General features: G+C 69.8%; 16 protein-coding genes, 1 tRNA gene and 2 pseudogenes. 10 read left to right on the top strand and 9 right to left on the bottom strand.

Annotated features, from left to right (window positions below; translation table 11 throughout):
* Positions 1-15: 15 nt before the first annotated feature.
* The 7 genes from HW837_RS40200 to HW837_RS40230 all read left to right on the top strand — a co-directional run bounded on the left by HW837_RS40200 (position 16) and on the right by HW837_RS40230 (position 6,223).
* A complete protein-coding gene (locus HW837_RS40200) occupies positions 16-519 on the top strand; it encodes a type II 3-dehydroquinate dehydratase (RefSeq protein WP_045558360.1) in 504 nt (167 codons plus the stop codon).
* 13 nt (positions 520-532) lie between these two features.
* Positions 533-1,060: a type II 3-dehydroquinate dehydratase gene (locus HW837_RS40205; protein WP_078853499.1), complete on the top strand. Its 528-nt coding sequence runs from the start codon at positions 533-535 to the stop codon at positions 1,058-1,060.
* Between the two features lie 14 nt (positions 1,061-1,074).
* Positions 1,075-1,947, top strand: coding sequence for an FAD binding domain-containing protein (locus HW837_RS40210; RefSeq protein ID WP_177262002.1), 873 nt, complete (start codon positions 1,075-1,077; stop codon positions 1,945-1,947).
* Entirely contained in the window at positions 1,944-2,417 is a 474-nt protein-coding gene (locus HW837_RS40215; RefSeq protein WP_045558362.1) for a (2Fe-2S)-binding protein, read from the top strand. Before HW837_RS40210 ends, HW837_RS40215 begins: the two co-directional genes overlap by 4 nt.
* Positions 2,414-4,759: a xanthine dehydrogenase family protein molybdopterin-binding subunit gene (locus HW837_RS40220; protein WP_193381711.1), complete on the top strand. Its 2,346-nt coding sequence runs from the start codon at positions 2,414-2,416 to the stop codon at positions 4,757-4,759. Before HW837_RS40215 ends, HW837_RS40220 begins: the two co-directional genes overlap by 4 nt.
* A 162-nt stretch (positions 4,760-4,921) precedes the next feature.
* The gene (locus tag HW837_RS40225; protein ID WP_093790822.1) at positions 4,922-6,061 is read left to right on the top strand and encodes an XdhC family protein; all 1,140 of its coding nucleotides are present in this window, start codon (positions 4,922-4,924) and stop codon (positions 6,059-6,061) included.
* Between the two features lie 84 nt (positions 6,062-6,145).
* A tRNA-Met gene (locus HW837_RS40230) sits at positions 6,146-6,223 on the top strand.
* Positions 6,224-6,313: 90 nt separating this feature from the next.
* On the opposite strand, the gene HW837_RS40235 is transcribed toward HW837_RS40230, so the two are convergent.
* From HW837_RS40235 to HW837_RS40250, 4 genes are all read right to left on the bottom strand, one after another.
* The gene (locus HW837_RS40235; RefSeq protein WP_193381710.1) at positions 6,314-7,744 is read right to left on the bottom strand and encodes a family 43 glycosylhydrolase; all 1,431 of its coding nucleotides are present in this window, start codon (positions 7,742-7,744) and stop codon (positions 6,314-6,316) included.
* 161 nt (positions 7,745-7,905) lie between these two features.
* Positions 7,906-8,733, bottom strand: a complete 828-nt coding sequence (locus tag HW837_RS40240; RefSeq protein WP_045558365.1) for a carbohydrate ABC transporter permease — start codon at positions 8,731-8,733, stop codon at positions 7,906-7,908.
* Entirely contained in the window at positions 8,730-9,662 is a 933-nt protein-coding gene (locus HW837_RS40245) for a carbohydrate ABC transporter permease (protein ID WP_045558366.1), read from the bottom strand. The genes HW837_RS40240 and HW837_RS40245 overlap by 4 nt, the downstream gene beginning before the upstream one ends.
* Positions 9,663-9,726: 64 nt before the next feature.
* Positions 9,727-11,052: an ABC transporter substrate-binding protein gene (locus tag HW837_RS40250; RefSeq protein WP_045558367.1), complete on the bottom strand. Its 1,326-nt coding sequence runs from the start codon at positions 11,050-11,052 to the stop codon at positions 9,727-9,729.
* Between the two features lie 583 nt (positions 11,053-11,635).
* On the opposite strand from HW837_RS40250, the gene HW837_RS40255 reads away from it, so the two are divergent.
* From HW837_RS40255 to HW837_RS40265, 3 genes are all read left to right on the top strand, one after another.
* A complete protein-coding gene (locus HW837_RS40255; RefSeq protein ID WP_313895645.1) occupies positions 11,636-12,637 on the top strand; it encodes a LacI family DNA-binding transcriptional regulator in 1,002 nt (333 codons plus the stop codon).
* A 174-nt stretch (positions 12,638-12,811) separates the two neighbouring features.
* Complete coding sequence (locus tag HW837_RS40260; protein WP_193381708.1) at positions 12,812-15,616, top strand: family 78 glycoside hydrolase catalytic domain; 2,805 nt, start codon at positions 12,812-12,814, stop codon at positions 15,614-15,616.
* 581 nt (positions 15,617-16,197) lie between these two features.
* On the top strand, positions 16,198-17,889 hold the full coding sequence (locus HW837_RS40265) for a TROVE domain-containing protein (RefSeq protein ID WP_052682900.1): 1,692 nt from the start codon (positions 16,198-16,200) through the stop codon (positions 17,887-17,889).
* Between the two features lie 80 nt (positions 17,890-17,969).
* Here the strand turns inward: HW837_RS40265 and HW837_RS40270 are convergent.
* The 5 genes and pseudogenes from HW837_RS40270 to HW837_RS40290 all read right to left on the bottom strand — a co-directional run.
* Positions 17,970-18,569, bottom strand: a pseudogene (locus tag HW837_RS40270) (alpha/beta hydrolase); the annotation flags it as partial.
* A gap of 271 nt (positions 18,570-18,840) precedes the next feature.
* Positions 18,841-19,032: pseudogene (locus HW837_RS40275) on the bottom strand (beta-galactosidase); the annotation flags it as partial.
* A complete protein-coding gene (locus HW837_RS40280; RefSeq protein ID WP_093790826.1) occupies positions 19,029-20,573 on the bottom strand; it encodes a glycoside hydrolase family 43 protein in 1,545 nt (514 codons plus the stop codon). The pseudogene HW837_RS40275 and the gene HW837_RS40280, both read right to left, overlap by 4 nt.
* Entirely contained in the window at positions 20,570-21,841 is a 1,272-nt protein-coding gene (locus HW837_RS40285; RefSeq protein WP_093790827.1) for an MFS transporter, read from the bottom strand. The genes HW837_RS40280 and HW837_RS40285 overlap by 4 nt, the downstream gene beginning before the upstream one ends.
* A gap of 105 nt (positions 21,842-21,946) precedes the next feature.
* On the bottom strand, positions 21,947-24,001 hold the full coding sequence (locus HW837_RS40290; protein WP_093790828.1) for a PKD domain-containing protein: 2,055 nt from the start codon (positions 23,999-24,001) through the stop codon (positions 21,947-21,949).
* Positions 24,002-24,082: the final 81 nt, after the last annotated feature.

Genomic DNA, 24,082 nt, shown 5'->3' on the forward strand with positions numbered 1-24,082 from the left:
CGAAAAGGACACGCCGTGGACCTCAAGACACTTCGTACGACCGACCAGCGGTGGGAGATCGCCCTCCTGAGCGGCCCCAACACCAGCAGCCGGCTCCAGCCTGCCGACGCGTTCGAGCGTGAGCTGCACATGTGGGGCGACAGCCTCGGGATCGCGGTTCGGCACTTCCGGTCCAACCACGAGGGCAAGCTGCTGGAGTACGTCCACGCGAACTCCGGCCAGGTCCAAGGGTTCCTCGTGAACCCCGGCGGCCTGGTGCGCGTGGGCGAGTCCCTGCGGCACGTCCTCAAGGACGCCAAGAAGCCCTCCATCGAGCTGCACCTGAGCCAGGAGGAGCTGCGAGGCGAATCGATCTTCGCCCCCAGCGTCACCGGCATCTTCGCCGGGCCCGGCCGACACGCGGTGTTGGGAGCCCTGGTGGCCCTCTCCCTCGCGCTCGACGACCTCGACTTCCTCAACCCCGAGGGAACGAGCGAGATCAACCGCTCGCACGGCAACCCACGCTCTCTCTACGGCTGACCCGGAGGCTCAGATGACCAACGCAGACACCGCGGGCAGTGCGGGCACCGCAAGCACGGCAGGCAGCGCAAGCACGCCGGGCGCCGAGGACGGCGGGCGCCTCCGTTTCGCGCTGCTCAACGGCCTGAACATGACCAATCTCGGCCGGCGCGACCGGAACATCTACGGGAGCATCGCCTCCCTTCAGGCGCTCGAGGACCTGGTCACCGAAGTCGGCGACGCCGTCGGTGTCGACGTGACCGCCTTCCACTCCAACCACGAGGGCGACCTCGTCGACTTCCTCGAGAACAACCCCGGCATGGACGGCTACATCATCAACCCCGGCGGGCTCTGGGCGTTCGGCGACCCGACGCGCATCGCCCTGGAGGAGACCGGCAGGCCGTTCGTCGAGGTGCACTTCGCCAACATCTTCGCGACCGGGCACCTCTCCACGTTCACCCGGTCCTGCGACGCGACCGTCATGGGTCTGCGCCACCACGGCTACATAGGAGCGGTCGTCGCACTGGCCGCTTCGGTGCGCGCGTCTGCCAGCAAGCCATGACAACGAGGATGGGGATGTCCGAGCCCGACGTCGGCAGCTACAGGCGGCCCGACAACCTTTCCGAACTGCTGACCCTCCTGGACCGCCGTCCGGCGTCAGTGCTCGCCGGCGGCACCGACCTCGTCGTGATGCGTGCCGAGGGCATGGTCGACCGCGCACACGACATCGTCGACATCAAGGGCGTCCCCGAACTGCGGGGAATCAGTCTCGGCGCGGACGGCACGCTCACCATCGGCGCCGCAACCTCCTTGCGGGAGCTGGCCCGGACGACCGTCGTCCCGCCCAACGCGATCACTGACGGAGCGGCCCTTGTCGGCGGCTGGCAGACCCGCGCACGGGGAACGATCGGGGGCAACATCTGCCGGGCCTCACCGGCGGGCGACACCCTCCCCGGGGTTCTGGCGGCAGACGCTCAGCTGGAGCTGGCCTCCGCCACCGGGACACGACTGGTGCCAGGCCACGACTTCTTCACCGGGCCGGGCCGGACGGTCCGCGCACCCGACGAGCTGCTCACACGGATCATCGTTCCCGCGTCCCCCGGTGCCTCCGCGTATCTGCGGTTCACCTACCGTCTCGCGATGGACCTGGCCGTCGTCGGCGTGGCAGCCCATCTGGAGATCGAGAACGGACGCTGCGTCGCCGCCCGCGTTGCGCTCGGCGCCGCCGCGGCCACCCCTGTGCCCGCTCCCGACGCCGCCGACGCGCTCGTCGGGACACGGCTGGACGCGTCCTCCATCGAGGCCGCCGCCCAACTGGTGCTCAACACCGCCACCCCCATCGACGACGGCCGAGGCTCACGTGCCCACCGGCGCACCGTGCTACCAGTGCTCGCCAAACGCGCGATCGGCATCGCGTTCGAGCGTGCGCGAGAAGGACACCGACGATGACCACACGCATGACCCTGCGGGTCAACGGCTCGGACCATGACATCGAGGTCGCGCCCGACACGCTGCTCCTGGACGCCCTCCGCTACGAGTGCGGTCTCACCGGCGCGAAGCTCGGGTGCGGCACCGGCGACTGCGGCGCGTGCACCGTCACCGTGGACGGCGAAGCCGTCAACAGCTGCCTCGTGTACATGCTGGAATGCGAGGGGCACTCGGTGGAGACGGCCGAAGGCGTCACCGCGAGCGGGATCGGCGCGGTCGTCGCCGAGGAGTTCGTGAAAGCAGACGCCGTCCAGTGCGGCTTCTGCAGCCCCGGGATCATCATGTCGACCTGTGCGCTGCTCGCCAGGACCGAACCAGGAGCGGCCACCGACGAGGACATCAAGGAGGCGCTCGCCGGCAATCTGTGCCGCTGCACCGGCTACCTGCCGATCATCGAGGCCGTCCGACGAGCGAGCGGGGCACCGCGATGAGCACAGAAGAGTACGGTCCCCACCTGAACATCGGCGCCCAGCTCGTCCGCCGCGACGCGGCCGAGCGCGTCACCGGCCACACCGCCTACACCGAGGACATCCGCCTCCCTGGGATGCTCCACGGCGTCCTCGTGCAGTCGCCCGTCGCGGCCGGCCGGCTCCGCGGCGTCGACGTCGACCGGGCCAGGGCACTCGACGGCGTCGTCAAGGTGCTGACCGCCGAGGACGTGACCGACCGCCGCTACGGGAACTACGTCAAGGACCAGCCGATCTTCGCCCGTGACCGGGTCAGGTTCGTCGGCGAACCCGTCGCGATGGTCGCGGCCACGTCCCTGGCCATCGCCCGTCGCGCGGCAGGCCTGGTCGAGGTCGACATCGAGGCGACCACACCCGTCGTCGACCTCCGCGAGGCACTGACGAGCTCCGAGGTGCTGGTGCACGACCGGGACACGAACGTCATCGAGGACGTCCACATCTCGCGAGGTGACGTCGACGCCGTCTTCGACGCGGCACACGCCGTGGTGCACACCGAGGTCGAGTCGCACCGCGCACACCAGGCCTACCTGGAACCACGAGCCGTGACCGCCGCACCCGCACCCGGCGGGTTCTCGCTGATCATGAGCACGCAACAGCCGTTCGGGGTACGGGCCCAGCTCGCCGAGCTGTTCGACCTCCCCACCGGCGCGATCGAGGTGCGGGTGCCCGCCGTCGGCGGTGGCTTCGGCGGGAAGCTGCACCTGCTGTTCGCTCCCCAGGCAGCCGCGATGACGCTGGCCACCGGTCGTCCCGTCCAGATCGTCTGCTCCCGTGCGGAGGACATGGCGACCGGTAACCCGCGCGAGAACTCGATCGTGCGGATGTCCAGCGCGGTCGACGAGACGGGGCGCATCCTGGCCCGTAGGTGCGACGTCGTGCTCGACGCCGGCGCGTACGCGATGGACACCCCGATCCTGACCTCGATGGCCGCGTTCTACGCGACCGGCCCCTACCGCATCGACACCCTCGACATCCGAGGGCGTGCGGTCTACACCCACACCTGCCCCACCGGCTCGTTCCGCGGCCCGTCGGGCCCGCAGATGGTCTACGCCGCCGAGGCCCAGATCGAGGACATCGCCCAGCGGCTCGGGCTGGACCCCGCAGAGATCCGGCGACGCAACTTCATCGGCGAAGGCGACCGCGGCCCCACAGGCGAGCTCATCACCCTCCGCGGGACGACCGACGAGTGCATGCGGGTCGTCGAGAGCCGTCTCCAGCGATGGCGACAGGCCGACGTCGCCCCGGGCGACCACCGCCGACGCGGCTACGGGCTCGCCTGCGCATGGTGGTCCACCCTCGGCACACCGTCGGCCGCGACCGTCGAACTGCACGAGGACGGCACAGCGACGCTCTCCTCGGGCGGCACCGAGATCGGGACCGGCGCCATCTCGACCGCCCTGCCGAGCATGGTCGCCGAAGAACTCGGACTGCGGCCCGACTGTGTCGTCCTGAAGTCCGGCAGCACCCGGGAATCCCCCTACGACTCAGGCTCCCGGGGCAGCCGCACCATGTTCGCCACCGGCAACGCCACGGTCCTCGCCGCGCGCGCCGTCGCCGAGCAGATCAGGAAGGAAGCGGCACGACTGCTAGAGGTCGACCCGGCCGACCTGGTGCTTCGCGAAGGGCGCGTCGAGGTCAAGGGCGCCCCGGGGACCGGCATGACCATCGCCGAAGTGTCCGCATCCGCTCATCTGCGCTCCGGTCCGGTGGTCGCGACCGGTCGATACCGAGCAGAGCTCGCCCCCGTCGAAGGCTCCGACCTGCTGGGCGCCCGCTTCCTCCGGCTGGGCGAGCCCACCTTCCACTGCCACGGCGTGGAGATCGCCCTGGACGAGGAGACCGGACGCGTCGACGTCCTCAACTTCATCGCCGTCCACGATGTCGGCAGGGTCGTCAACCCCGTCGGCGCACGCGGACAGGTCGAGGGAGGCGTCGTCCAGGGCATCGGCTACGCCCTGACGGAGAACCTGAGGACGAACGACCTGGGAGTCATCGTCAACGGCAACTTCCACGACTATCGGCTTCCGACCATCGCCGACGTACCGCCGAACATCGAGACCGTGTTCATCGAGAACAACCCCTCGCGCACGGGACCGTTCGGGGCCAAGGGGCTGGGCGAGCCGCCGGTGATCCTCCCGGCGGCAGCCATCGGCTCGGCTCTCCGTGACCTGCTGGGCGTACAGCCGTACCAGCTGCCCCTGGACGCGGACCGGGTGGTCCTCACGATGGCCGAGCGGGACTCCCGTCCGGACTCGGGGTCGTCGCCCTCGCCAACGCGCGCACCGGAAGCGGAGGTTGAGGGGTGAGGTGGTTCCGAAGTCTGGTGCGCTTCCTCAGCGACGCCTTCGACGGCGTCACCAAGGCGTGGAGCAAGGACGAGCCCGAATCGGAGCCGAAGCCGCCAACGCCGCCAGTCACGCCCCCTTGGTGAGACATACCGCTCCCTCACCTCCACGGAGACAGGCTCCATGCTGAACATCGCGCGAACACTGCTGCTTTGGTGCCGCGACGCACGTCCTTTCGCCCTGGCCACCGTCGTCGACGTCCGGGGCAGCGCGCCCTTGCCCGTCGGCACGGCCGTGGCGGTGGACGCGGACGGCACCGCGGTCGGCAGCATCTCCGGCGGCTGCGTCGAGGGCGCGGTCTATGACATGTGCCGGCAGGTGCTTCGCGAGGGGGGCACCCCTCACCGTGCCCGGTTCGGGTATTCGGACGACGACGCCTTCGTGGTGGGCCTGACGTGCGGCGGCGAACTCGATGTCCTCGTCCAGGCCGTCGATCCTGGGGCGCAGCCGCATCTCGCGGCGGCCCTCGACGAGGTGGTGCGGGGCCTGCCCGTTGCGGTGGCCCAGGTCGTGGACGGGCCGGCCCGCCTTCTCGGAGCGACACTCAGCGTTCTCGGGGACGGCCAGGTCGTCTCCGGGACGCTGGACAACGGCGCGATGGACACGGTGGTGGTGGACGAGGCCCTTGCCCTGCTGCGCGCGGGGCGCACCGCCCGCGTCGCGCTCGGTGGTACCGGACAGAGCTGCCCAGAGCCGCTGTCCGTACTCGTGCACGTCCATGCGTCCCGCCCCCGCATGCTGGTCTTCGGCGCCGTGGACTTCGCCGCCGCTCTCAGTCAGGCCGGGGCCTTCTTGGGCTACCGGGTCACGGTGTGCGACGCCCGGCCCGTCTTCGCCACCGCGGCACGCTTTCCGTACGCGGACGAGGTCGTGGCCGACTGGCCCCACCGCTACCTGGAACGCACCGAGGTGGACGCGCGCAGCGCCGTGTGCGTCCTCACTCACGACGCGAAGTTCGACGTACCCCTGCTGCGTCTGGCGCTGGACCTGCCCGTCGGCTACGTCGGCGCCATGGGATCCAGACGTACCCACGACGAACGCCTGCGCCTGCTGCGGGAGGACGGCGTGAGCGAAGGGCGGTTGGCCCGGCTGTCCTCCCCGATCGGCCTGGACCTCGGTGCCCGTACCCCCGAGGAGACGGCGGTGTCCATCACCGCGGAGATCATCGCCCACATCGGCGGGGGCTCGGGGCTGCCCTTGTCCCAGGGCACGGGCCCGATCCACCGCACCGTGCCACAGAAAGGGCCCTCCCGCACCAGCTGACAGGTGACTTGGGCCCTTGCACCGCACCACAGCGCGAAAATTGCCTGCCTGGTCCGCCGGTATCCCGTACGCTGGTCAGACCGACGCGGGGTGGAGCAGCTCGGTAGCTCGCTGGGCTCATAACCCAGAGGTCGCGTGGTTCAAATCCCGCCCCCGCTACCACGATCCGGCCCCCGGCGACATCACGTCGCCGGGGGCCGGTGCCGCTGCCGACCTGTGCGGCGTGAAGTCGTCGAGGGCTGGCGACGTGTCTCAGACAACCATCCACTGCTGGTTCGCACCGGAGGCGCAGGTCGCCTGGTCCAGGGCCACGCCGTTGGCAGTGGACGCCCCGGCCACCTGGAGGCACTTGCCGCTGTTGACGTTGGTGAAGGTGACGTAGCCGCCGATCACCGCGTTTCGGGTCCACAGCTGGTGCGAGGCCCCGGTGCACGTGGACTGCACGGCAACCGCGCCGTCAGCGGTGGAGGCACCGGAGATCTGCAGGCACTTGCCGCTGTTGACGTTGACCAGCCGGTAGTTGGAGCCGACGGCGGCGGGCACCCACTGCTGGTTGGCCCCGGCGTTGCAGTTGCCGGAGTTCACCGCTGCCCCGTCCGCTGTGCTCAGACTCCATACGTCCGCGCACTTGGCGCTGTTGCGGTTCAGCAGGTGGTTGTTCGGGGCCTCCAGCGGGGCGGCGATGACCGGCCAGCCGTTCTGGAAGGTGACTTGCCGGATGTCGAGGGTCTCGCGCCCGGAGTTGTTGCCGTCGTAGTAGTGGTAGGCGAGGAACTTGGACGTGCCGTCGTCGTAGGCGTCCGCGCCGCCCGCGGCCACCCGGGGGTAGGCGCCGGTGAGGACGGTGGTGCCGCCGTCGGAGGCCATGTCGGTGCCGTTCTGGTCGAGATACGGTCCCGTGATGCTGGTGGAGCGGCCGACCACGGTGTAGTAGGTGCTGTTGGTCCCGCTGCAGCACAGGCCCTTGGAGCCGAAGAGGTAGTAGTAGCCGCCGTTGAGGATGATCGTCGGGTTCTCGATGTTGATGGCGATGCGCCAGAGGTTGTGGTCGGTGGTGGAGAGCTTCCCGGTGGACTGGTCCAGGACGTGCATGTAGGTGCCTGAGCCGGTCCACGAGCCCCAGGAGATGTACAGCCGGCCGTCCGGTCCCCAGTCGACGTTGGGGTCGATCGGGTAGTTGACATCCGTCACCATGCCCTGGTCGGTCCAGGGGCCCTCGATGTTCGTGGCGGTGGCGAGTCCCATCACGGCGTAGTTCGTGCCCCAGCGGGACCCCGCGTAGTACAGGTGGTACTTGCCGTTGAAGTACTTGATGTCCGGGGCCCAGATGTTCGGCGGGGTCGAGCCGAGCTTCTCGGTGACCCAGGACGGGGTCGACTCCCAGACGTTCCCCGCCTTCGCCCAACCGGAGGCCGCGGTGCCGCCGCACGTCTTGCGGATGGTGATGGATCCGCTGGGGTTGAGCGAGTCGTTCTCGAACCCGGTGGAGAAGCCGTAGTAGCAGCTGCCCACCTTGATGACGCTCGGGTCATGCATGCGGATGTCACCGCTGAGCGCCTGGGCCGGGGAGGCGGTGACCAGGCCGAGAAGGGTCAGGAAGGCGACGAGGACCGTGGCGAGCGCGGAACGGCCGCGTCTTGTGCCTATGCCGGGTCGTGGCCCCGGTGTGGTGTGGAGGTTCATGCGAGACTCCTTCGTGTCGCTGGGGGGGAGATGTGGGGCCCCGGCCACAGGCCCGGGCCGGCGATCCGCTGGATCGCGTCGGCGCAGGGGGCGTGTGGGGAGCGGGAGCCTGGTCCGCCTCGGCCTGACGTGAGCCGCTGCAAGGCCGTCGGCGGTCCGGACTATCCCTTGACCGCTCCGGCGGTCATGCCTGCCACGATCTGCCGGTTGAAGAACAGGAACATGATCAGCGGCGGGATCGTGATCAGGAGGATGTCCATGAAGAGCAGGTTGTAGCTGGTGCTGTACTGGCTCTGGAAGTTGAACAGTGTCAGCTGGACGGTGGCGTTCTGTTCGCCGGGCAGGAAGTACAGCGGGTTGGTGAAGTCGTTGAACACGGCCACCGACTGCACGACGATCACGGTCACGACGACGGAACGCAGCACCGGGAAGATGACCTGGAAGAACAGCCGCAGCGGTGAGGCCCCGTCGATGATGGCGGCCTCGTCGAGTTCGCGTGGGATGGTGGCGATGAAGGCACGGAACAGCAGGATGGAGAAGGACAGTCCGAAAGCGATCTCCACGAGGATCAGCCCGGGGAGTGTGCCGAACAGGCCGGCTTTCTGCAGGACCCAGATGGTCGGCACCACTGCCGGCGGGATGATGAGCCCGGACAGGACCAGGAAGTTGATGAGTCCGGTCCATCGGGTGACTCTCCGCTGGAGGACGAAGGCGACCATCGCCCCGAGGACGACCATCGCCGCCACGCTGGCGACCGTGAGGATCACGCTGTTGACGAACGCGATGATGAGGATGTAGTCCCGCGCCTGCACCACCTGGACGAGGTTGTCCACGAGTTGGAAGCTGCGCGGCCAGGAGAAGTCGAGCTGCGCGGCCTGCTGGGGGTCCTTCACCGCCGTGAGCAGGATGAAAGCGAACGGGACGACGAAGACGACGAGGCTGACGGCGACCGGCAGGACGGCGAGCCAGGTGCGGGCGGGGTTCTTCATCGCTCGACCTCCTTGCGGGCCAGGAAGCGGGACAAGGGGACGATGATCGCCGTCACGACCAGGAAGAGGATGACGTTTCCGGCCGTCGACAGGCCGTAGAACCCGGCCTGATACTGCTTGTAGATGACGGAGGCGACCACGTCGGAGCTGAAGCCGGGGCCGCCGCGGGTCATGGCCCAGATGAGGTCGAAGGACCGCAGGCCACCGATGAGCGACAGGATGATCACCGTCGACGTCGCCGGCCAGCTCAGCGGCAGAATGACGTTGCGGAACAGCTGCCATGGGCCCGCGCCGTCGATCTTCGCCGCCTCGTAGTAGTCGTTCGGGATGGAGACGATTCCGGCGATGTAGATGACGGTGGCCAGTCCCACGCCCTTCCAGACGTCGACGAGGGCCACCGAGAATAGCGCGAGCGAGGGGTCGGTCAGCCATCCAGGGCCGTCGATGCCGACAGTCGCCAACGCCCTGTTGATGGCACCGGTGGAGGGGTCCATGAAGGCGGTGAAGGTGATGCCCACGCCCACGGTGCTCACCAGGACCGGGAAGAACACCACCGAGCGCAGATAACCGCGGGCACGGATCTGGCTGGTCAGCAGGATGCCCAGCAGGAGGCCGAGGATCACCTTGAGGCCGGAGGTGACGACCGCGTAGACGAAGGTGTTGACGAAGCCCTTCACCAGGGCGGGTTCCTGGAAGAACGCGGTGAAGTTGTCCAGCCCGATGAAGGTCGACTTGAAGATGGTCCACCGGGTCAGGCTGAAGTAGAACGACGCGAAGGTCGGGACCAGGAACAACGCGCCGTAGATCACCGCCGCCGGCACGTAGAACCAGTGGGGATAGGCGCTGCGCGTCTTCGTGGACCGACCCGTCCTCGCTGCCGCTGTCGGCCGCTTGGCCGTGGGTGGCCTGGTCGGTACAACTGTGGTCATCGGTCGACCTCTCTCAAGTCCTCCCCGGCCCCTGCCGAGGGCGGGGAGGCACGGGTTCTCGTTCCTACCAGCCCGACAGCCCGAGCTGCTGAGCCTGCTTCTCGACGTCCCTGTCGTACTGGGCCGCGCCGGTCTTCGCGCTGGTGATGCCGGAGCCGACCTGGACGCAGAACTGCTCCAGGCTCGGGCCCTTGACCGGCGAGAGGAATTCAAGAGCCGGGCTCTGGGCGTCCTTCGTGAAGTACGCGGCGACGTCCTTGGTGACCGTGGGAACGTCCGCCGGCAGGGTGCAGCCCTCGACCAGGTACGGGCCGGTCGGCATCGCCGCGGTCGCCTGGGAGGTGCAGCCTGCGGGGCTCGCGGCGAAGGCCAGGAACTTCTTGACCGCGGTGAGCTTGTCCCCGGTGGTGGTCTTCGGGACGTAGAAGGCGTTCGGGGACCACGCCGTCAGACCGTTGGTGGAGGCGTCGTCCCCGGGGAGGGCGAAGAAACCGACGTCGTCGAGCTGGTCCGGGTTGCTCGCCTTGATCGCGCCGACGACGGTCGAGAGCATCGGGTACTGGGCCCCCTTGCCGGTGGCCAGCATCTGCAGTCCCTTGGTGAGGGTGGCCGACGCGTAGTCGGAGTTCTGCAGCTTCAGCTCGTGGATCTGCTCCAGATGTTCGAAGCCCTTGACCGCGTTCGCGTCGGTGGCGAACTTCGCCTTGTTGGCCGTGTACTTCTCGGCGAAGTCCGGCTCGGCGGCCGAGACGTTGTGGAAGTCGCCCAGGACGAGGAGCTGGGACGTCCAGGTGTCCTGATAGGTCTGGATGACCGGAGCGATGCCTGCGGCCTTGATCTTCTTGCTGTTGGCGATGAACTGTGCCCAGGTCGTCGGGACCGTCAGTCCGAGTTTGTCGTAGACCTTCTTGTTGTAGAGAACACCGCCGCCCAGGGCGGAGCCGAAGGGCACGCCATAGGTCTCCTCGCCGACGGTGACCTGCGGGAGGAAGGACTTGTCGAGCTTCTCGGCATACGGGTCCTGGGTGATCGGCGTGAGGTTCTTCGCCGGGTCGATCTGCTGGAACAGCGAACCGGTGTTGTACGTGAAGACGTCGGCCATGCTGCTCGTCTGGAGTCGCGTCTTGATGAGGTTGTCGCCGTCGGCTCCGCCCGGGCGCGTCTCCACGCTGACCTCGATCTTCGGGTTCTTCGCCTCGAAATCCTTCGCCAGCTGCTTGGCGGCGTTGAGGTTGTCGGGCGCGTTGTCGACGAGCAGCTTGATCGTCGTCGCAGCGCCGTCCCCGCTGGAGGAGCCGAGAGAGCCGGCGCTGCACGCGCTGAGCAGGAGCGGCAGAACGGCGGCCGCGGCGACGATCGCCTTTCTCCTGCCGGGGATGGTCGACCTCATGGGTATGTCCTTCGCTCGAGGGTATGAATCGTTTCAATCAAGTTGCACGCCACGACCAGTGGTAGTGACACCACGCCCCGTGGACGCCGTGGCGAGTGCGAGCACCGGACGAGCAGGCCCTTCACCGCCTCCATCCGCACACCCGCGGGGCCCGCAGTCGCCGTGGAGGCGGCCCTCCGGGTAACGCAAGACCTCCGCACCAGGTCATGCCAGGTGCGAGCCCGCCCGAGACGCCGAGGCAGGGGCGAGCCGAATGGGAGACCCTCCTTCCGGGCGGCTCCCGGATGAGAGAAGCTGGTCGATACCTATCGGACAGCGCCCTTCTGAGCCCCTGGACGCGATCGACCCTTCCGGCCCCCTGAGGCGACTCGGCAGTACCCAAGCCGCCCGCAGAGGGTTGTGCGCTCCATTTCGTGTAACGTGCCACGAAGGGATGCCCCAAAGGTTGAAGCGAACACACCGGAGCCGTCAAGTCATCCGCGAGTAACGTTCCGGAAACTGCCGAAGGGGGAGAGCGTTGCGGGACAGCAGAAAGGCTCCAGTGCGACCAGCAGGCGGCTCGAAAAGGGTCACCATCGCCGACGTGGCGCGCAGCGCGGGCGTGTCCACGTCGGCGGTGTCGAAGGTGCTGACGAACGCCTATGGCGTGAGTCCGGCGATGCGCGAGCGGGTGCGGTCGGCCATGGCCGAGCTGGGCTACCGCCCGCACGCCGCCGCCCGCGGCATGCGGGGCAGCCGCACGTACACACTCGGCGTTCTCCTCGCGAGCACCCGCAACGCCTTCTACTCCGATCTCCTGGACGGCATGCACGCCGTGCTGCGGAACACCGAATACGCGCTGTTCCTGGGCTCCAGCGGGTCCGCCGAGATAGAGGACCAGACCAAACTGATCCACGCCATGGTGGATCGACAGATGGACGGTCTCGTCCTGATCGCGCCCGCCGTCCGGCGCAGCGAGGTGCTGCAGATCGCGGCCGATGTGCCGACGGTGGTGATCGGCCATCACGATCCTTCCCCGGCGTACGACAACGTGGTCAACCAGGACGGAGCGGGCGTCGACCAGGTCATCGACCACCTGGTGGCTCTCGGACACCGGGACATCGCCCACCTGTCCCATCCGACGGTGCGCGGCAGCCAGTGGCGGCAACGGCCCGAACACCACATCCGGGCCGCCTACGGCGAGGCGATGGCCCGGCACGGCCTGGCGGACCTGGCCCGAATGGTGCATTCGGGCTACTCGGAGGAGGGCGGCTACCGCGGCGCCATGGAACTCCTCACCTCGGAGCGTCCCCCCACCGCGATCTTCGCCGGCGCGGACGTCGCCGCGACAGGCGTCTTCCGGGCCGCCGCCGAGCTCGGCCTGCGCATCCCCGGCGACCTCTCGCTCGCCGGATACAACAACACCTCCGTGGCCTCCCTCGCGCCCGTGAGCCTGACCAGCGTCGACCAGGCGGGCGCCATGATGGGCGAGACCGCGGCCCGGCTGCTGCTGGAGCGGATCGAGAACCGGCGCGACCGCGCCGTCGTCATGGCCTCGGCACCTCATCTGGTGTCGCGCGGCAGCACCGCGGCGCCGCGCGCCTGAACCACCCGCACGCCGGCCGGGCCGGGCCCGCCCAGGCCCCGACCCGGCCCGGCCCGGCCCGATGCTGGCGGATCCACCAAATTCCATGCGCAGCTCTTGACTATCCGGGTACGAGAACCTCACGGTTGAGTCGTTTCAATCGTGGCACGTTCCACAAAATGGCAGGGAGTCGGCATGACCGTTGAGCGTCCCGAACCAGGCACCGCAGTGGCATCGGTTCGCTTCGAGCACCGCGAGGACGCCATCGGCGTGGGTACCCCGGAACCCCGCCTGTCCTGGCAGGTCCGCACCGACGATCCCGCCTGGCGGCAGACGGCGTACGAGGTGGAGCTGAACGGCGCCGCGACGGTACGGGTCGAGTCCGCCGACCAAGTCCTCGTGCCCTGGCCGTTCGCCCCTCTGCCTTCACGCACCCGGGCAAGGATCCGGATCCGGGTGTTGTCCGGAACGCGCTGGAGCGACTGGAGTTCACCCGCCGTCGTGGAGACAGGACTGCTGCGCCCCGACGACTGGAACGCCCGCTTCATCACACCCCGCTGCCAAGGCTCCCTCGACGCGCCCGCTCCGGAGCTCGTACGGACGGTCGTGCTGCGTGCGGACGTGATCTCGGCTCGTCTGTACGCCACGGCTCACGGTGTCTACACCGCCTCCCTGAACGGTGCTCGGATCGGCGACGAGGTCCTCGCCCCTGGCTGGACCGGCTACCGCCACCGGCTGCGCTACCAGACCCACGACGTCACCGCACTGCTCGGAGAAGGCGAGAACACACTCTCGGTCGTACTGGGCAACGGCTGGTACCGCGGCCACCTCGGCTGGTGGGGCGCCCGCGCCCTGTACGGCGACCGGCTGGCCCTGCTCGCGCAGCTCGAAGTCCGCTACGCCGACGGCTCCGTGGAGGTCTTCGGCACCGACGAGCAGTGGCGAGCCCGGGACACCGGCGTCCTCGCCGACGACCTCTACAAAGGACAGCACACCGACCTGCGCTTCCTCCCGGGCGCAGCCGACGGCCCGGTGGACGTGCTGTCCGACGAGGAAGCGGACCTCGCACGGCTGGTCGCCCCGGAGGGCCCGGCCGTCCGCGCCGTCGAGGTACTGCCGGCCCTGAAGGTCTGGCAGTCGCCGTCCGGCCGTACCCTCGTCGACTTCGGGCAGAACGTCGTCGGCTGGGTCCGGCTGCGCCTGCGCGACACCACGGCCGGCACGGAGGTCACCATCCGGCACGCGGAGGTCCTGGAGCACGAGGAACTGTGCACCAGACCGCTGCGCACCGCCGACGCCACCGACACCTATCTGCTGGCCGACAGCGCGGAGACCGTCCTCGAACCCTCGCTGACCTTCCACGGCTTCCGCTACGCCGAGGTCACCGGCGTGACCGACCTGGAGGCGGAAAACCTGCAGGCCGTGGTCGTGGCCAGCGACCTACGCCGCACGGGCTGGTTCTCCTGCTCGGACCCGGACCTGGAGCAGCTCCACGAGAACGTCGTCCGTGGCACTCGGGGCAACTTCCTGGACGTACCGAGCGACTGCCCGCAGCGCGACGAGCGGCTCGGCTGGACCGGCGACATCCAGGTCTTCTCCCCCACAGCAGCCTTCCTCTTCGACACAGCCGGCTTCCTGTCCTCCTGGCTCGCCGACCTCGCCGCCGAGCAGCACCCCGACGGCGCGGTGCCCTGGGTGATCCCCGACATCCTGGACGACGCGGCACCGACCGCGGCGGCCTGGGGCGACGCGGCGGCGGTGGTGCCCTGGGTGCTGTACGAGCGGTACGCCGACCGCGGCGTTCTTCAGCGGCAGTTCGCAAGCGCCCGCGCATGGGTCGACAAGATCGCCTCCCTCACCACGGACGGCGTGTGGGCGGGCGGCTTCCAGTTCGGCGACTGGCTCGACCCCACCGCGCCGCCCGACAACCCGTTCGCCGCCCGCACCCCTACGGACGTCGTCGCCACCGCGTGCCTGGCCCGCTGCGCCGACATCGTCGCCCGCACCGCGGAGGTACTGGGCCACACCGAAGAGACCGCCCAGTACTCCGCGCTCGCCCAGCGGACCCGAGAGGCGTTCACCCGCACATTCATCACCCCGGCAGGCCGGATCCTGGGCGACTCACCGACCGCGTACGCCATGGCCCTGCAATGGGGCCTGCTGCCTACTCCGCGACATCGCGCGACGGCCGGGCACAGGCTCGCGGACCTCGTCCGCACGAACGGCTTCAGGATCGCCACCGGATTCGTCGGCACCCCGCTGATGACTGACGCTCTCACCACCGCCGGGTACCCGGACCTCGCCCATCGGCTGCTGCAGGAGAAGGGCTGCCCCTCATGGCTCTATCCCGTGACGATGGGCGCCACCACCGTCTGGGAACGCTGGGACAGCATGCTGCCGGACGGCTCGGTCAATCCCGGCCAGATGACCTCCTTCAACCACTACGCGCTCGGAGCCGTCGCCGACTGGATGCACCGCGCCGTGGCCGGGCTGGCCCCCGCCGCACCCGGCTACCGCGCAATCCTCGTGCGTCCCCTCCCGCACCGGTCGCTCACCCACGCCATGGCCGTGCATGCCACCCCGTACGGCGAAGCGTCAGTGTGCTGGCGGCGCGAGGCCGGCCGCTTCCACCTCGAAGTGGTCGTGCCCGCAGGAGCGCGGGCCACCGTCCACCTGCCCGGCTCCGAGCAGCCGCCGGTGGCCGTTGCCCACGGCACGCACACCTGGACCATCGACGATCCGTGCCCGGCGCCGACACGGTCCGAGGTGGTCACGGTGCGGGACATGATGGACGACCCCCTGCTCTGGGGGCGCACGGCCGGTGCCCTGGCCCGGCACGGTCTGGGCAGCGACTCGGCGCAAGTGGCCCGGCGACTGGAGCCCTTCCTGGACCTGCCCGCCCGCCGACTGCCCTCCCTGCTGAACAGGGTCCTCCTCGAAGACGGCGGTACGGGCGCCGCTGCCGAGCTCGAAGCCGTACTGAGCGCCACAACGGACTGACGTGCGCAACGCGCCCCGCGTTCTTGCGGCGACATCGCCGCTCGGCGTCTCGCGAGCACCTGCCGTTCACAGGGATTCAGCAAGGAGGAGCCGGCGCCCTGAACGCCCGTCGGAGCGCGGCTCCCCGACTCCGTACCCCGATCGCCGTCGCCGGACGGAGCAGCGGCGAGACCTGACCGGCCGAACGGTGCTGGGCCAGGGGGCTTGAGGGTGCGGTACTGCCTCTTTCGCACTCGACACCAGCGAGGTGGAGCCCGCGCCCGCCGGCGCCGGCACCGTCATGGCGGCCGAAGCGCAACTGGTCACCGAGACCGGTGACTGCCCCGGACCCCGAGCCGGGTGATCCGCTCAAACTCCCGCTCACGACCAAAGGAGCACTCCAGGCGGCCTGGCCGGCGGAGGACGGGCAATAAATGGCGTGCGGCCGCTCGTCGTATCGAATAGCGTGCGTGTCCGACGCCTTCCGATGCGCTGTGCCCCGGTTACTTCCTTTCTGAAAACGCAACACCACCCCGGTGCCACTACTGATCTCGGAAGGCGTCTCTCCTTCTTCCAGGAACGTCTCCCAAGGGACCTTCTGCATGCCCCATTTCAACCGTCAGCGAGCCAAGTCCGAAGCCAGGAGCGAGATCCAGGCGGAGATACCGGGACTGACCGCTGGCGGAGCGACCTCGTCGCTCTCCACCCACGGCCGGTGGCTGCTCCCGCCGTCCGTCACCGCACCGGGCGTGCGGCCCCCGTCCGCGCACCGACTCCACAACCGTACGCACCAGGGTGGCGCCGCCTACGCGCGCACGCCCAAGATGGAACTCTTCCTGCTGTCCGTCGCCAACATGGTCGGCCATCACACCTTCTACGAGGACGCCGCCGCCCGTGACGAGCGCTACGAGCAACTGGTACGCAAGCTCGCGGTCAGCGATCCGGAGTGGACCCTCGGCCTGCTGGGCTGGCTGCGCACCGAAGCCCACATGCGCACCGCCTCCCTCGTGGGCGCCGCCGAGTTCGTGCGGGCCAGGCTGGAGGCGGGCGCCGTCGGCTTCTCACGGCAGGCCGTGTCCGCCGTCCTCCAACGGGCCGACGAGCCCGGTGAGTTGCTGGCGTACTGGACGTCTCGGCACGGGCGCAGGATCCCGCAGCCGCTCAAGCGTGGAATCGCCGACGCCGCACGGCGTCTGTACACCGGGCGCGCGCTCCTCAAGTACGACACCGCCTCACGCCCCTACCGTTTCGGCGACGTCATCGAACTCACCCACCCCTCCCCCGACCCCCGACGTCCCTGGCAGGGTGACCTGTTCAAGTACGCGATCGACCGCCGCCACCACCCCGACCGCGCTCTTCCCCCGTCCGGCGCGACTCTGCTCGCCGCACACCGGGAGCTGATGGCCGTACCGGTCGAGGAACGGCGTTCTCTGGTCACCGCACCGGGCGGCGATGAGCGGCTGAACGCGGCAGGGATGACCTGGGAGTCGGTGGCGGGCTGGCTGCAGGGGCCGCTCGACGCGGCGGTGTGGGAGGCGCTGATCCCCTCGATGGGAGCGATGGCCCTCGTACGCAATCTGCGCAATCTCGACCAGGCCGGCGTGAGCGACCGGGTCGCCGCCGAGGTCGCCGCGCGGATCTCCTGCCCGGAGGAGGTGCGCCGCTCGCGGCAGTTCCCGTTCCGCTACCTCGCCGCCCATCGCAACGCGCCCTCGCGCCGCTGGGAGGAGGCTCTGGAGACAGCCCTCGGACACTCCCTGGCCAACGTCCCCGAACTGCCCGGCCGCACGCTCATCCTCGTGGACCGGTCGGGCTCGATGTTCGACCGGCCCAGCGAGCACACCCAGCTCAACCGGGCGGATTCAGCGGCCATCTTCGGTACGGCGTTGGCGCAGCGGGCCGCGCGGGCCGACCTGGTGGAGTTCGGGTCGGACAGCCGTCGCGTCGAACTCGCCCCGGGTGAGCCCGTACTGCGCGTCCTGGATCGCTTCCATGACCTCGGCGGCACCAATACGGCCCTCGCGCTCAGGCGGCACTACGACCGCCACGACCGGGTGGTCATGGTCACCGACGAACAGACCGGGCCCAGTCAGTGGTCCAACCCGCTGCGGGCGATCCCTCTGCACATCCCCGTCTACACCTGGAACCTGGCCGGCTACGCCCCGGCTCACGCGCCGTCCGGCCCGCACCACCACACCTTCGGCGGCCTGAGCGACGCCGCGTTCCGGCTGATCCCTCTCATCGAAGCCGGCAGGGACTCCAGGTGGCCGTGGGAGACGCGTTCGTCCGAGTGACGGGTGCGCAGGTGGCCGGTCGAGCGGTCGAGCGGTCGAGCGGTCGAGCCCGCAACGCTCGGCAGCCGTGGCGCAGCTGATCAGCGGGTGTTGCCCGGGCGGTAGACGCGGAGTTCGCCGTAGGTCGACAGAACGTCGGCCAGGTCGCCGGGTGTGTGCCGCAGGGTGGTGTCAAGGAAGGCGAGCGCGGTCGCGGCGACGACGCGCGGGCTCTCGGTGCGGCCCAGGGAGCCAACTATCGAGGGTGCGGGCGGCAGGTACAGGGGGCCGTCCATGAAGGTGAGGTGCGCGGCGCCGGGCATGGTGAGCCGGTAGCCCGTCGCAGTGCTGAGCTTGAGGACCTTGGTGAGGCGGGGAGGTAGTGCGGGTCGGTTCCGGGGGTGATGGCCTGAGTGACCGCGAGCGTCGGCTGGCGGAGGGAGGGCGAGGTGGGGCCGTGAGGGTAACGTCCAGGTCGATGACGGCGTCGAACCGGCTGTCCTGCCGGCCGCCTGCAAGGCGGCGGCACCCCCCATGGAGTGGCCGGTCACCGCGACCCGGCTGGTGTCCAGGCGTCCGGTCAGCGGGCCGGCGATCTCACCTCGAGCCGGACGGTTCAGTTGGGTGAGGACGAAGCTGAGGTCAGCGGCCCGCACGGCCGTCCAGTCGGCCGCCAGCAGGTCGTCCTTGTCCCGGTCGCCACCGTGATGATCCAGATCTCCGAGACGGGCCGGCAGACCCTGACCGGCATGCGGCGCTCGCTGGGCATCCTGCGGACCGACGAACCGGACGCGGAGCGCCACCCGCTGCCCGGCATCGCGCAACTGGCAGCTCTCGCCGACCAGATGCGTGCCGCCGGGCTGCCGACCCGCGTCGAGGTCCAGGGTGGCCACACCCACATACCCGCCACCGCACAACTGACCGTCTACCGCTTGGTGCAGGAAGCCTTGACCAACACGTTCAAGCTTCCCGGACGGGCTGAAGCCAGTCGAGGTCGAAGCGGCCGTTCTCCGGTTCCCAGGTGGACCAGACGGACTCGCCGACCCGGATGACGGTGAAGTGCGCCTCGGCCATCAGATCGAGGTCGTCCTCGAGACGGTCGTACGGCTGGTACTCGTGGTAGTAGGCCGCGCCGAACAGGACGCGGCGCGGGGGCGAGGTCATGACGAGCCCTCTCCGCGGTAGCGGAAGTCGGCGAAGTGGACGGTGCCGTGCTCGGCGAACACGCCGGTCACGCGGCCGGTGAAGGGGGACGCCAGCTCGACGGACCAGAAGCGCCCGTCCAGTTCGGCGAGTGTTGTCTCGGTGCCGGACTCGTCCTCGACGACGAGTTTGATGGTGTCGCCCGGCGGGAGCCAGGGCACCTGGTGCGGTTCGGGGACACGGGTTTCGAGCCGCAGGAGCGCCTCTTCGCCCGGTACCACGGTGGTCCAGGTCTGGGTCAGAGAGGGCAGGTTGCCACGTGCGGTGATCAGGAGGCCGTTGCCTGACGGTGCCCGTTCGGCGACCAGTGTGACCGTGTTCCGCTCGTCGAAGCGCAGACCGAGCCCGCCCCTGCCGTCCGCCGGGTCGACACGGGTCGCGAACACACTGTTCAGATGGCGCTGCCGGCGGCCGACGAAGTCGGGCCGGAAGGTGTCCAGGCCGCCGGAGCCCGCGCTCACGGTCAGGTGACCGGGTCCTGCGTCGAGGGACGCGACGTCGGCGGGGGTGCGGCCCACCGCCAGCCAGCCGGGGTCGGCCAGGGCGACCGGGTCGGTGAACTCGAAGTACTCGTCCAGTGGTTCCGGGCGCGGGCTCACCTCCACGGGCGCCGGGCACGGCCAGTCGTCGGCCCATTCCACGCCCGTGACGAACGTCTCCCGTCCCAGGGGCGAGGCCTTGCCGGCCATACGCGTGCCGAGCAGGACCAGGACGTCCTCGCCGTGCGGGCCGCGGACCAGGTCGGCATGGCCGGTGCACTGGACGGACCGGTCGGTGCCCGAGGCGCACAACACCGGGTTGCCCGGGGCTCCTTCGAACGGCCCCTCGATGCTCGGGCCCCGGGCGACGCTCACCGCGTGGCCGTACCCGGTGCCGCCTTCCGCGATCATCAAGTACCAGTGGTCGCCGCGCCGGAACAGGTGCGGAGCCTCGGGCGCGACCAGCCCCGTTCCGGACCACAGCTCCCTGGGTTCCTCCAGCGCCCGCCCCTCGGCGAGGTCGACCCTGGCCTGGAGGATGCCCCGGTGCTCGACGACCGTCGTCCCGTCCAGGTGCAGGCCGCTGTAGGTGACGTAGGCGGCACCGGTCTCGTCCCAGGCCAGGTCGGGATCGATACCGATGATTCCGTCGAGGGTGGTGCCGTCGCTCCAGGGCCCGGCCGGGTCGACGGCGGTGAACACGACGCAGCCTCGGGGACTGGTGGCCACCGTGACGATCACGTGGAAGAGGCCGTCGTGGTGGCGGATGGTCGGGGCCCACACTCCCCCGGAGTCCGGCACGTTCGCGACTCCCACCTGCTCCTCACGGGTCGCCACGTTGCCGATGTGTTCCCAGGTGACGAAGTCGGTGCTGCGGTAGAGCGGCAGCGCCGGCAGGTACTCGAACGACGAGGTGACCAGGTACCAGGCGCCGTCGACGAGGACACAGCTGGGGTCCGGGTTGAAGCCGGGGATCAGCGGGTTCGGCAGCGGTGCGGCCGGGTGCGGGTTCGGTGAGGTCATGGCTGGTCCTGCCTTGTCGAGGGGGCGAAGGTCGCGGGATCGTCCGGGGGGACCGGCGGCCGCGCGGGCTGACCCGTGACCTGGTCGGTCGTCCCGTCGGACGCGGCGGCGCCCCGCCGTCCGGATCTGCGCCAGGGCTCGCACACCAGCGCCGCCAGCAGCGCGAGAACACATGCCACGGCCAGCGGGGCGCGCGCACCCCAGCCCGTGACGAGCAGCCCCGCGAGAGTCGTCCCTGCCACGTTGCCGATGGCGAGCACGCTGCCCATCCATCCGAACGCCTCGGCGGCGGAGCCCGTCGGCGCCGTCGCGGACAACCGTTCGAAGAGACTGGACAGCGCGGGCGCGACGGTCATGCCCCAGAAGAAGAGCAGGACGGTCACCGCGGTCTGGCCCGGGGTGAGCGCCAGCAGCCCCAGTCCCGCCGCCACGTACAGCAACGGGCGCCGCAGCCTCGCCTTCTGACGCCTGCGCGCACCGTGGACCAGTCCTCCCACGAGAGACCCGAGGCTGCCCACCGCGAGCACGAATCCCGCATCGGTCGACACCTCGGAGCCGCTCACCAGGGCGACCACGCCGAGGACCTGGGCGGCCAGCGCGCAGGTGAGCAGCGCTCCCGCCGTGAAGAGACGAGACAGGCCCCGTACCCGCAGCACGGCCCCGCCGCGGACGGGCGCCACAGCCACCCGACCGGCCTCCGCGTCGCGGCCCGCCGCGTAGGCGAGCGTGCCGACGAGGACGAGCGTGCCGCACGCGGCGAGCGCGAGGTGGGGTCCGCCGAACGCGGCGAGGGTCGACGTGATCACCGGCCCCACGACGAAGACGACCTCCTGCGCGGTCGCCTCCAGTGCGAAGAAGGTGCGTCCCTGTTCCGGACGGACCAGCATCGGCACTGTCGCCCGCACCGTCGAGGTCAGCGGAGGCGTGCACAGCCCCAGGCACAGGGACAGGCCGATCAGCAGGACCGGCTCCGGGGGCACCAGGATCAGTGTCCCCATGGCCACGGTGTGCAGTACGGCGGTGGCGGCGAGGACCCGGCGACGGCCGCGCCCCTCGGCCAGTCTGCTCAGCAGTGGTCCGGAGACGAGGGCTCCGATCATGCCGACCGCCGACACCGCGCTGTACACCGCGTAGCTCGACCGGTCGATGGTGAGCATCAGCAGGGCGAGGCTGGTCGTGCCCTGGTTGAAGCGCCCCACGATCGAGGTGAGGAACAGCCAGGACACCGAGGGAGTGCGCAGGAACTCCCGGTAGGTGGCTACGGACACGGCCGAGTCCCCGCTGCGTCTTGGTGGGGCTGACGTGATGGGTTCACTCTGTTCCTTGTCGAGGTGTGTGCGGCGGCTGCGGGGAGCCCCCCGTGAGCACTCGGGTCAGCGCACGACGACCCGTACCCGGCCCAGGTTGCGCACCCGGGCGAACGGCGTGTGCGTGTCACCCTCGCGTTGAGCGGTCGCGCGCAGTGCCACGAAGTACGTGCCGGGCTTGTCGTAGGTGAAGGCGGCCTGGACCTCCACGGTTTCCCGCGCGGGGCCGCAGGGGCGTGCGGTGAAGTTTCCGGATCCGGTGAAGTCCCACTCGGTGGACACGATGCGTCCGGCCTTCGGGGGCGCCTCGATCCTGGCCCGGAAGACGACCTGCCGTCCGGCGGCGACCTCGATGCGGTCCCGGCCACGGACCGTGAGGTCGACGACGGGCTGGACACCCAGCCGGGCGCGGGCCCGCGCCGGCACGGCGATCTGGCTGTCGCTCATGCGGTACGAGGTCGTCCGCGCCGGTGCCTTGCCCTGTTCCACCCAGGCGCTCACATCACGCAGCGCGTGCTCCAGGATGCCGGTCCAGTCGACCAGTCGGGTCGCACGGGCCCCGGTGGCGGAGCCTTCCAGATGGTCGGCGTTGTCGTTGTACCAGAGCCGGTAGGTGTCGTCGAAGCGTTCGCCCATGGCCTGCTTCACCTGGGCGCCGTACCAGTCGCCGGGCACGGGGCAGGCATCGCAGTCGAGCAGGTTGGCGACCACGATGACCTTGCCGTTCACCTTGCCGGTGTGCGTACCGCCGTCGCTGGTGCCGACGGATATGAGTGGGCCGATCTGGATCGCCCGCTGCGGGTACAGGGGCTGTCCGTCCGGTCCTCGGTACTGGTCGAAGGTGTGGAATCCGGGCCGGGTCGGAACCTGATGCCGGTGGTAGGCGTGGAAGGCGAGGAACCAGCGGTTGTCGGACTGGAGCCTCCCACCGGCAGCGAGGGCGTCGAGGACGTCCGCGCTGTTTCCGTCCGCGAGGGTGAACACCTTGGCGGCGACGTCCAGCGAACCCTTCAGCGCGCCGACGTTCGTCGTGCCGTGCGCACCGCGGACCGTGAAGTCGAGGGGTGTCCTGATCGCTGTGGCCGGCACGCTGTCGAGGAGCAGAGCTGTCGGCACGTCGTCCACGTCGCGGCGCACCTCGGTGATGGTGGCCGTGTGATCGATCCGCGCGGCACGGACCAGGTCGCCGAGAGGTGACTGCTCGGTGCCCAGATAGCCCGGCTTCGACCAGAAGTCGTCCGCGTACGTGGGATCGATGTTGCGCACGACGGCCACGAACCCCAGCAGGTTGTCAGGGTCCACCGGCAGTTTGAGTACGTAGGAGTAGTCCTCCCACGTCCGGAGCGGAACACCCATGCGCGACACCTCGCGCAGCATCGCGCGCTCGACGCTGTTGAGACCGGCGTAGGGATCGCCCGAGCCGCCGGGGGCGACCGCGTCAGCGATGCGGGCGGCCTTCTCCCGCAGCACCAGCCTGGCCAGGGCGCGCACGGTGAAACTGTTCGGGATGGACACCGGGCTGCCGGGGATGAACGGCACCGCTCCGTCCCACACGCCCACAGTGTTCTCGATGGCGCCGATGGTCTGGTAGGAACCGCCGCTGCCGCCGTAGAGGTATCCGTAGATCCGCCGGCTGGAACGGTAGTACTTCGCCGCGACCGTCCTGGAGAACTTGGCCGCCGCCGCCTCGACGCGGTAACCGATGCCTCCGTTGGTCTGGACGACGTACCCGCCGCTGGCCGCGCCGAAGGCGACGACGTCGTCGGGGGCCTGCTCGTCCTGGGTCGGGTACACCTTGTGGAAGAACCGCCCCTGCCACTGCTTCTTGGGCGGCAGGTAGATGGTGAACTTCTTGGACGTGCCCTCGAAGTGGCCGGACACCTTTCGGTGCCGGACGGGGGTGGTCAGGTCCTCCTCGGTGTCGATGACGGGCCGGTTGTACGTCGGGTCGTCGCAGTCGGGTGTGATCTGCACGGGGCCGCCGGGGGCGCTCGGCGAGCACACCGGCCGTGCCTCGGCGGAGGCGGGGGTACTGAGCAGCGGGGTCGCTCCCAGCACGACGGCGGTGCCTGCCGCCGAGGTGCGGACGAAATCGCGTCGGGAGGGTCGTCGTACGCTCATGTGCATCTCCTGGGAGGGGCGTGCTGCGCTGGTTCGTTGCGGGCTGACGTGGGTTCCGGGCTGGTTCGTTGCGGGCCGGCG

This window comes from Streptomyces caniscabiei (assembly GCF_014930365.1).
GTDB classification, from domain to species: Bacteria; Actinomycetota; Actinomycetes; order Streptomycetales; family Streptomycetaceae; genus Streptomyces; species Streptomyces caniscabiei.

Excerpts from the sequence above, each read along its gene's own strand:
- HW837_RS40210 (WP_177262002.1), top strand. The coding sequence starts at position 1,075 with ATGTCCGAGCCCGACGTCGGCAGCTACAGGCGGCCCGACAACCTTTCC.
- HW837_RS40280 (WP_093790826.1), bottom strand. The coding sequence starts at position 20,573 with ATGACCTCACCGAACCCGCACCCGGCCGCACCGCTGCCGAACCCGCTG.
- HW837_RS40225 (WP_093790822.1), top strand. The coding sequence starts at position 4,922 with ATGCTGAACATCGCGCGAACACTGCTGCTTTGGTGCCGCGACGCACGT.
- HW837_RS40245 (WP_045558366.1), bottom strand. The coding sequence starts at position 9,662 with ATGACCACAGTTGTACCGACCAGGCCACCCACGGCCAAGCGGCCGACA.
- HW837_RS40205 (WP_078853499.1), top strand. The coding sequence starts at position 533 with ATGACCAACGCAGACACCGCGGGCAGTGCGGGCACCGCAAGCACGGCA.
- HW837_RS40250 (WP_045558367.1), bottom strand. The coding sequence starts at position 11,052 with ATGAGGTCGACCATCCCCGGCAGGAGAAAGGCGATCGTCGCCGCGGCC.
- HW837_RS40220 (WP_193381711.1), top strand. The coding sequence starts at position 2,414 with ATGAGCACAGAAGAGTACGGTCCCCACCTGAACATCGGCGCCCAGCTC.
- HW837_RS40265 (WP_052682900.1), top strand. The coding sequence starts at position 16,198 with ATGCCCCATTTCAACCGTCAGCGAGCCAAGTCCGAAGCCAGGAGCGAG.
- HW837_RS40290 (WP_093790828.1), bottom strand. The coding sequence starts at position 24,001 with ATGAGCGTACGACGACCCTCCCGACGCGATTTCGTCCGCACCTCGGCG.
- HW837_RS40240 (WP_045558365.1), bottom strand. The coding sequence starts at position 8,733 with ATGAAGAACCCCGCCCGCACCTGGCTCGCCGTCCTGCCGGTCGCCGTC.
- HW837_RS40260 (WP_193381708.1), top strand. The coding sequence starts at position 12,812 with ATGACCGTTGAGCGTCCCGAACCAGGCACCGCAGTGGCATCGGTTCGC.
- HW837_RS40215 (WP_045558362.1), top strand. The coding sequence starts at position 1,944 with ATGACCACACGCATGACCCTGCGGGTCAACGGCTCGGACCATGACATC.
- HW837_RS40235 (WP_193381710.1), bottom strand. The coding sequence starts at position 7,744 with ATGAACCTCCACACCACACCGGGGCCACGACCCGGCATAGGCACAAGA.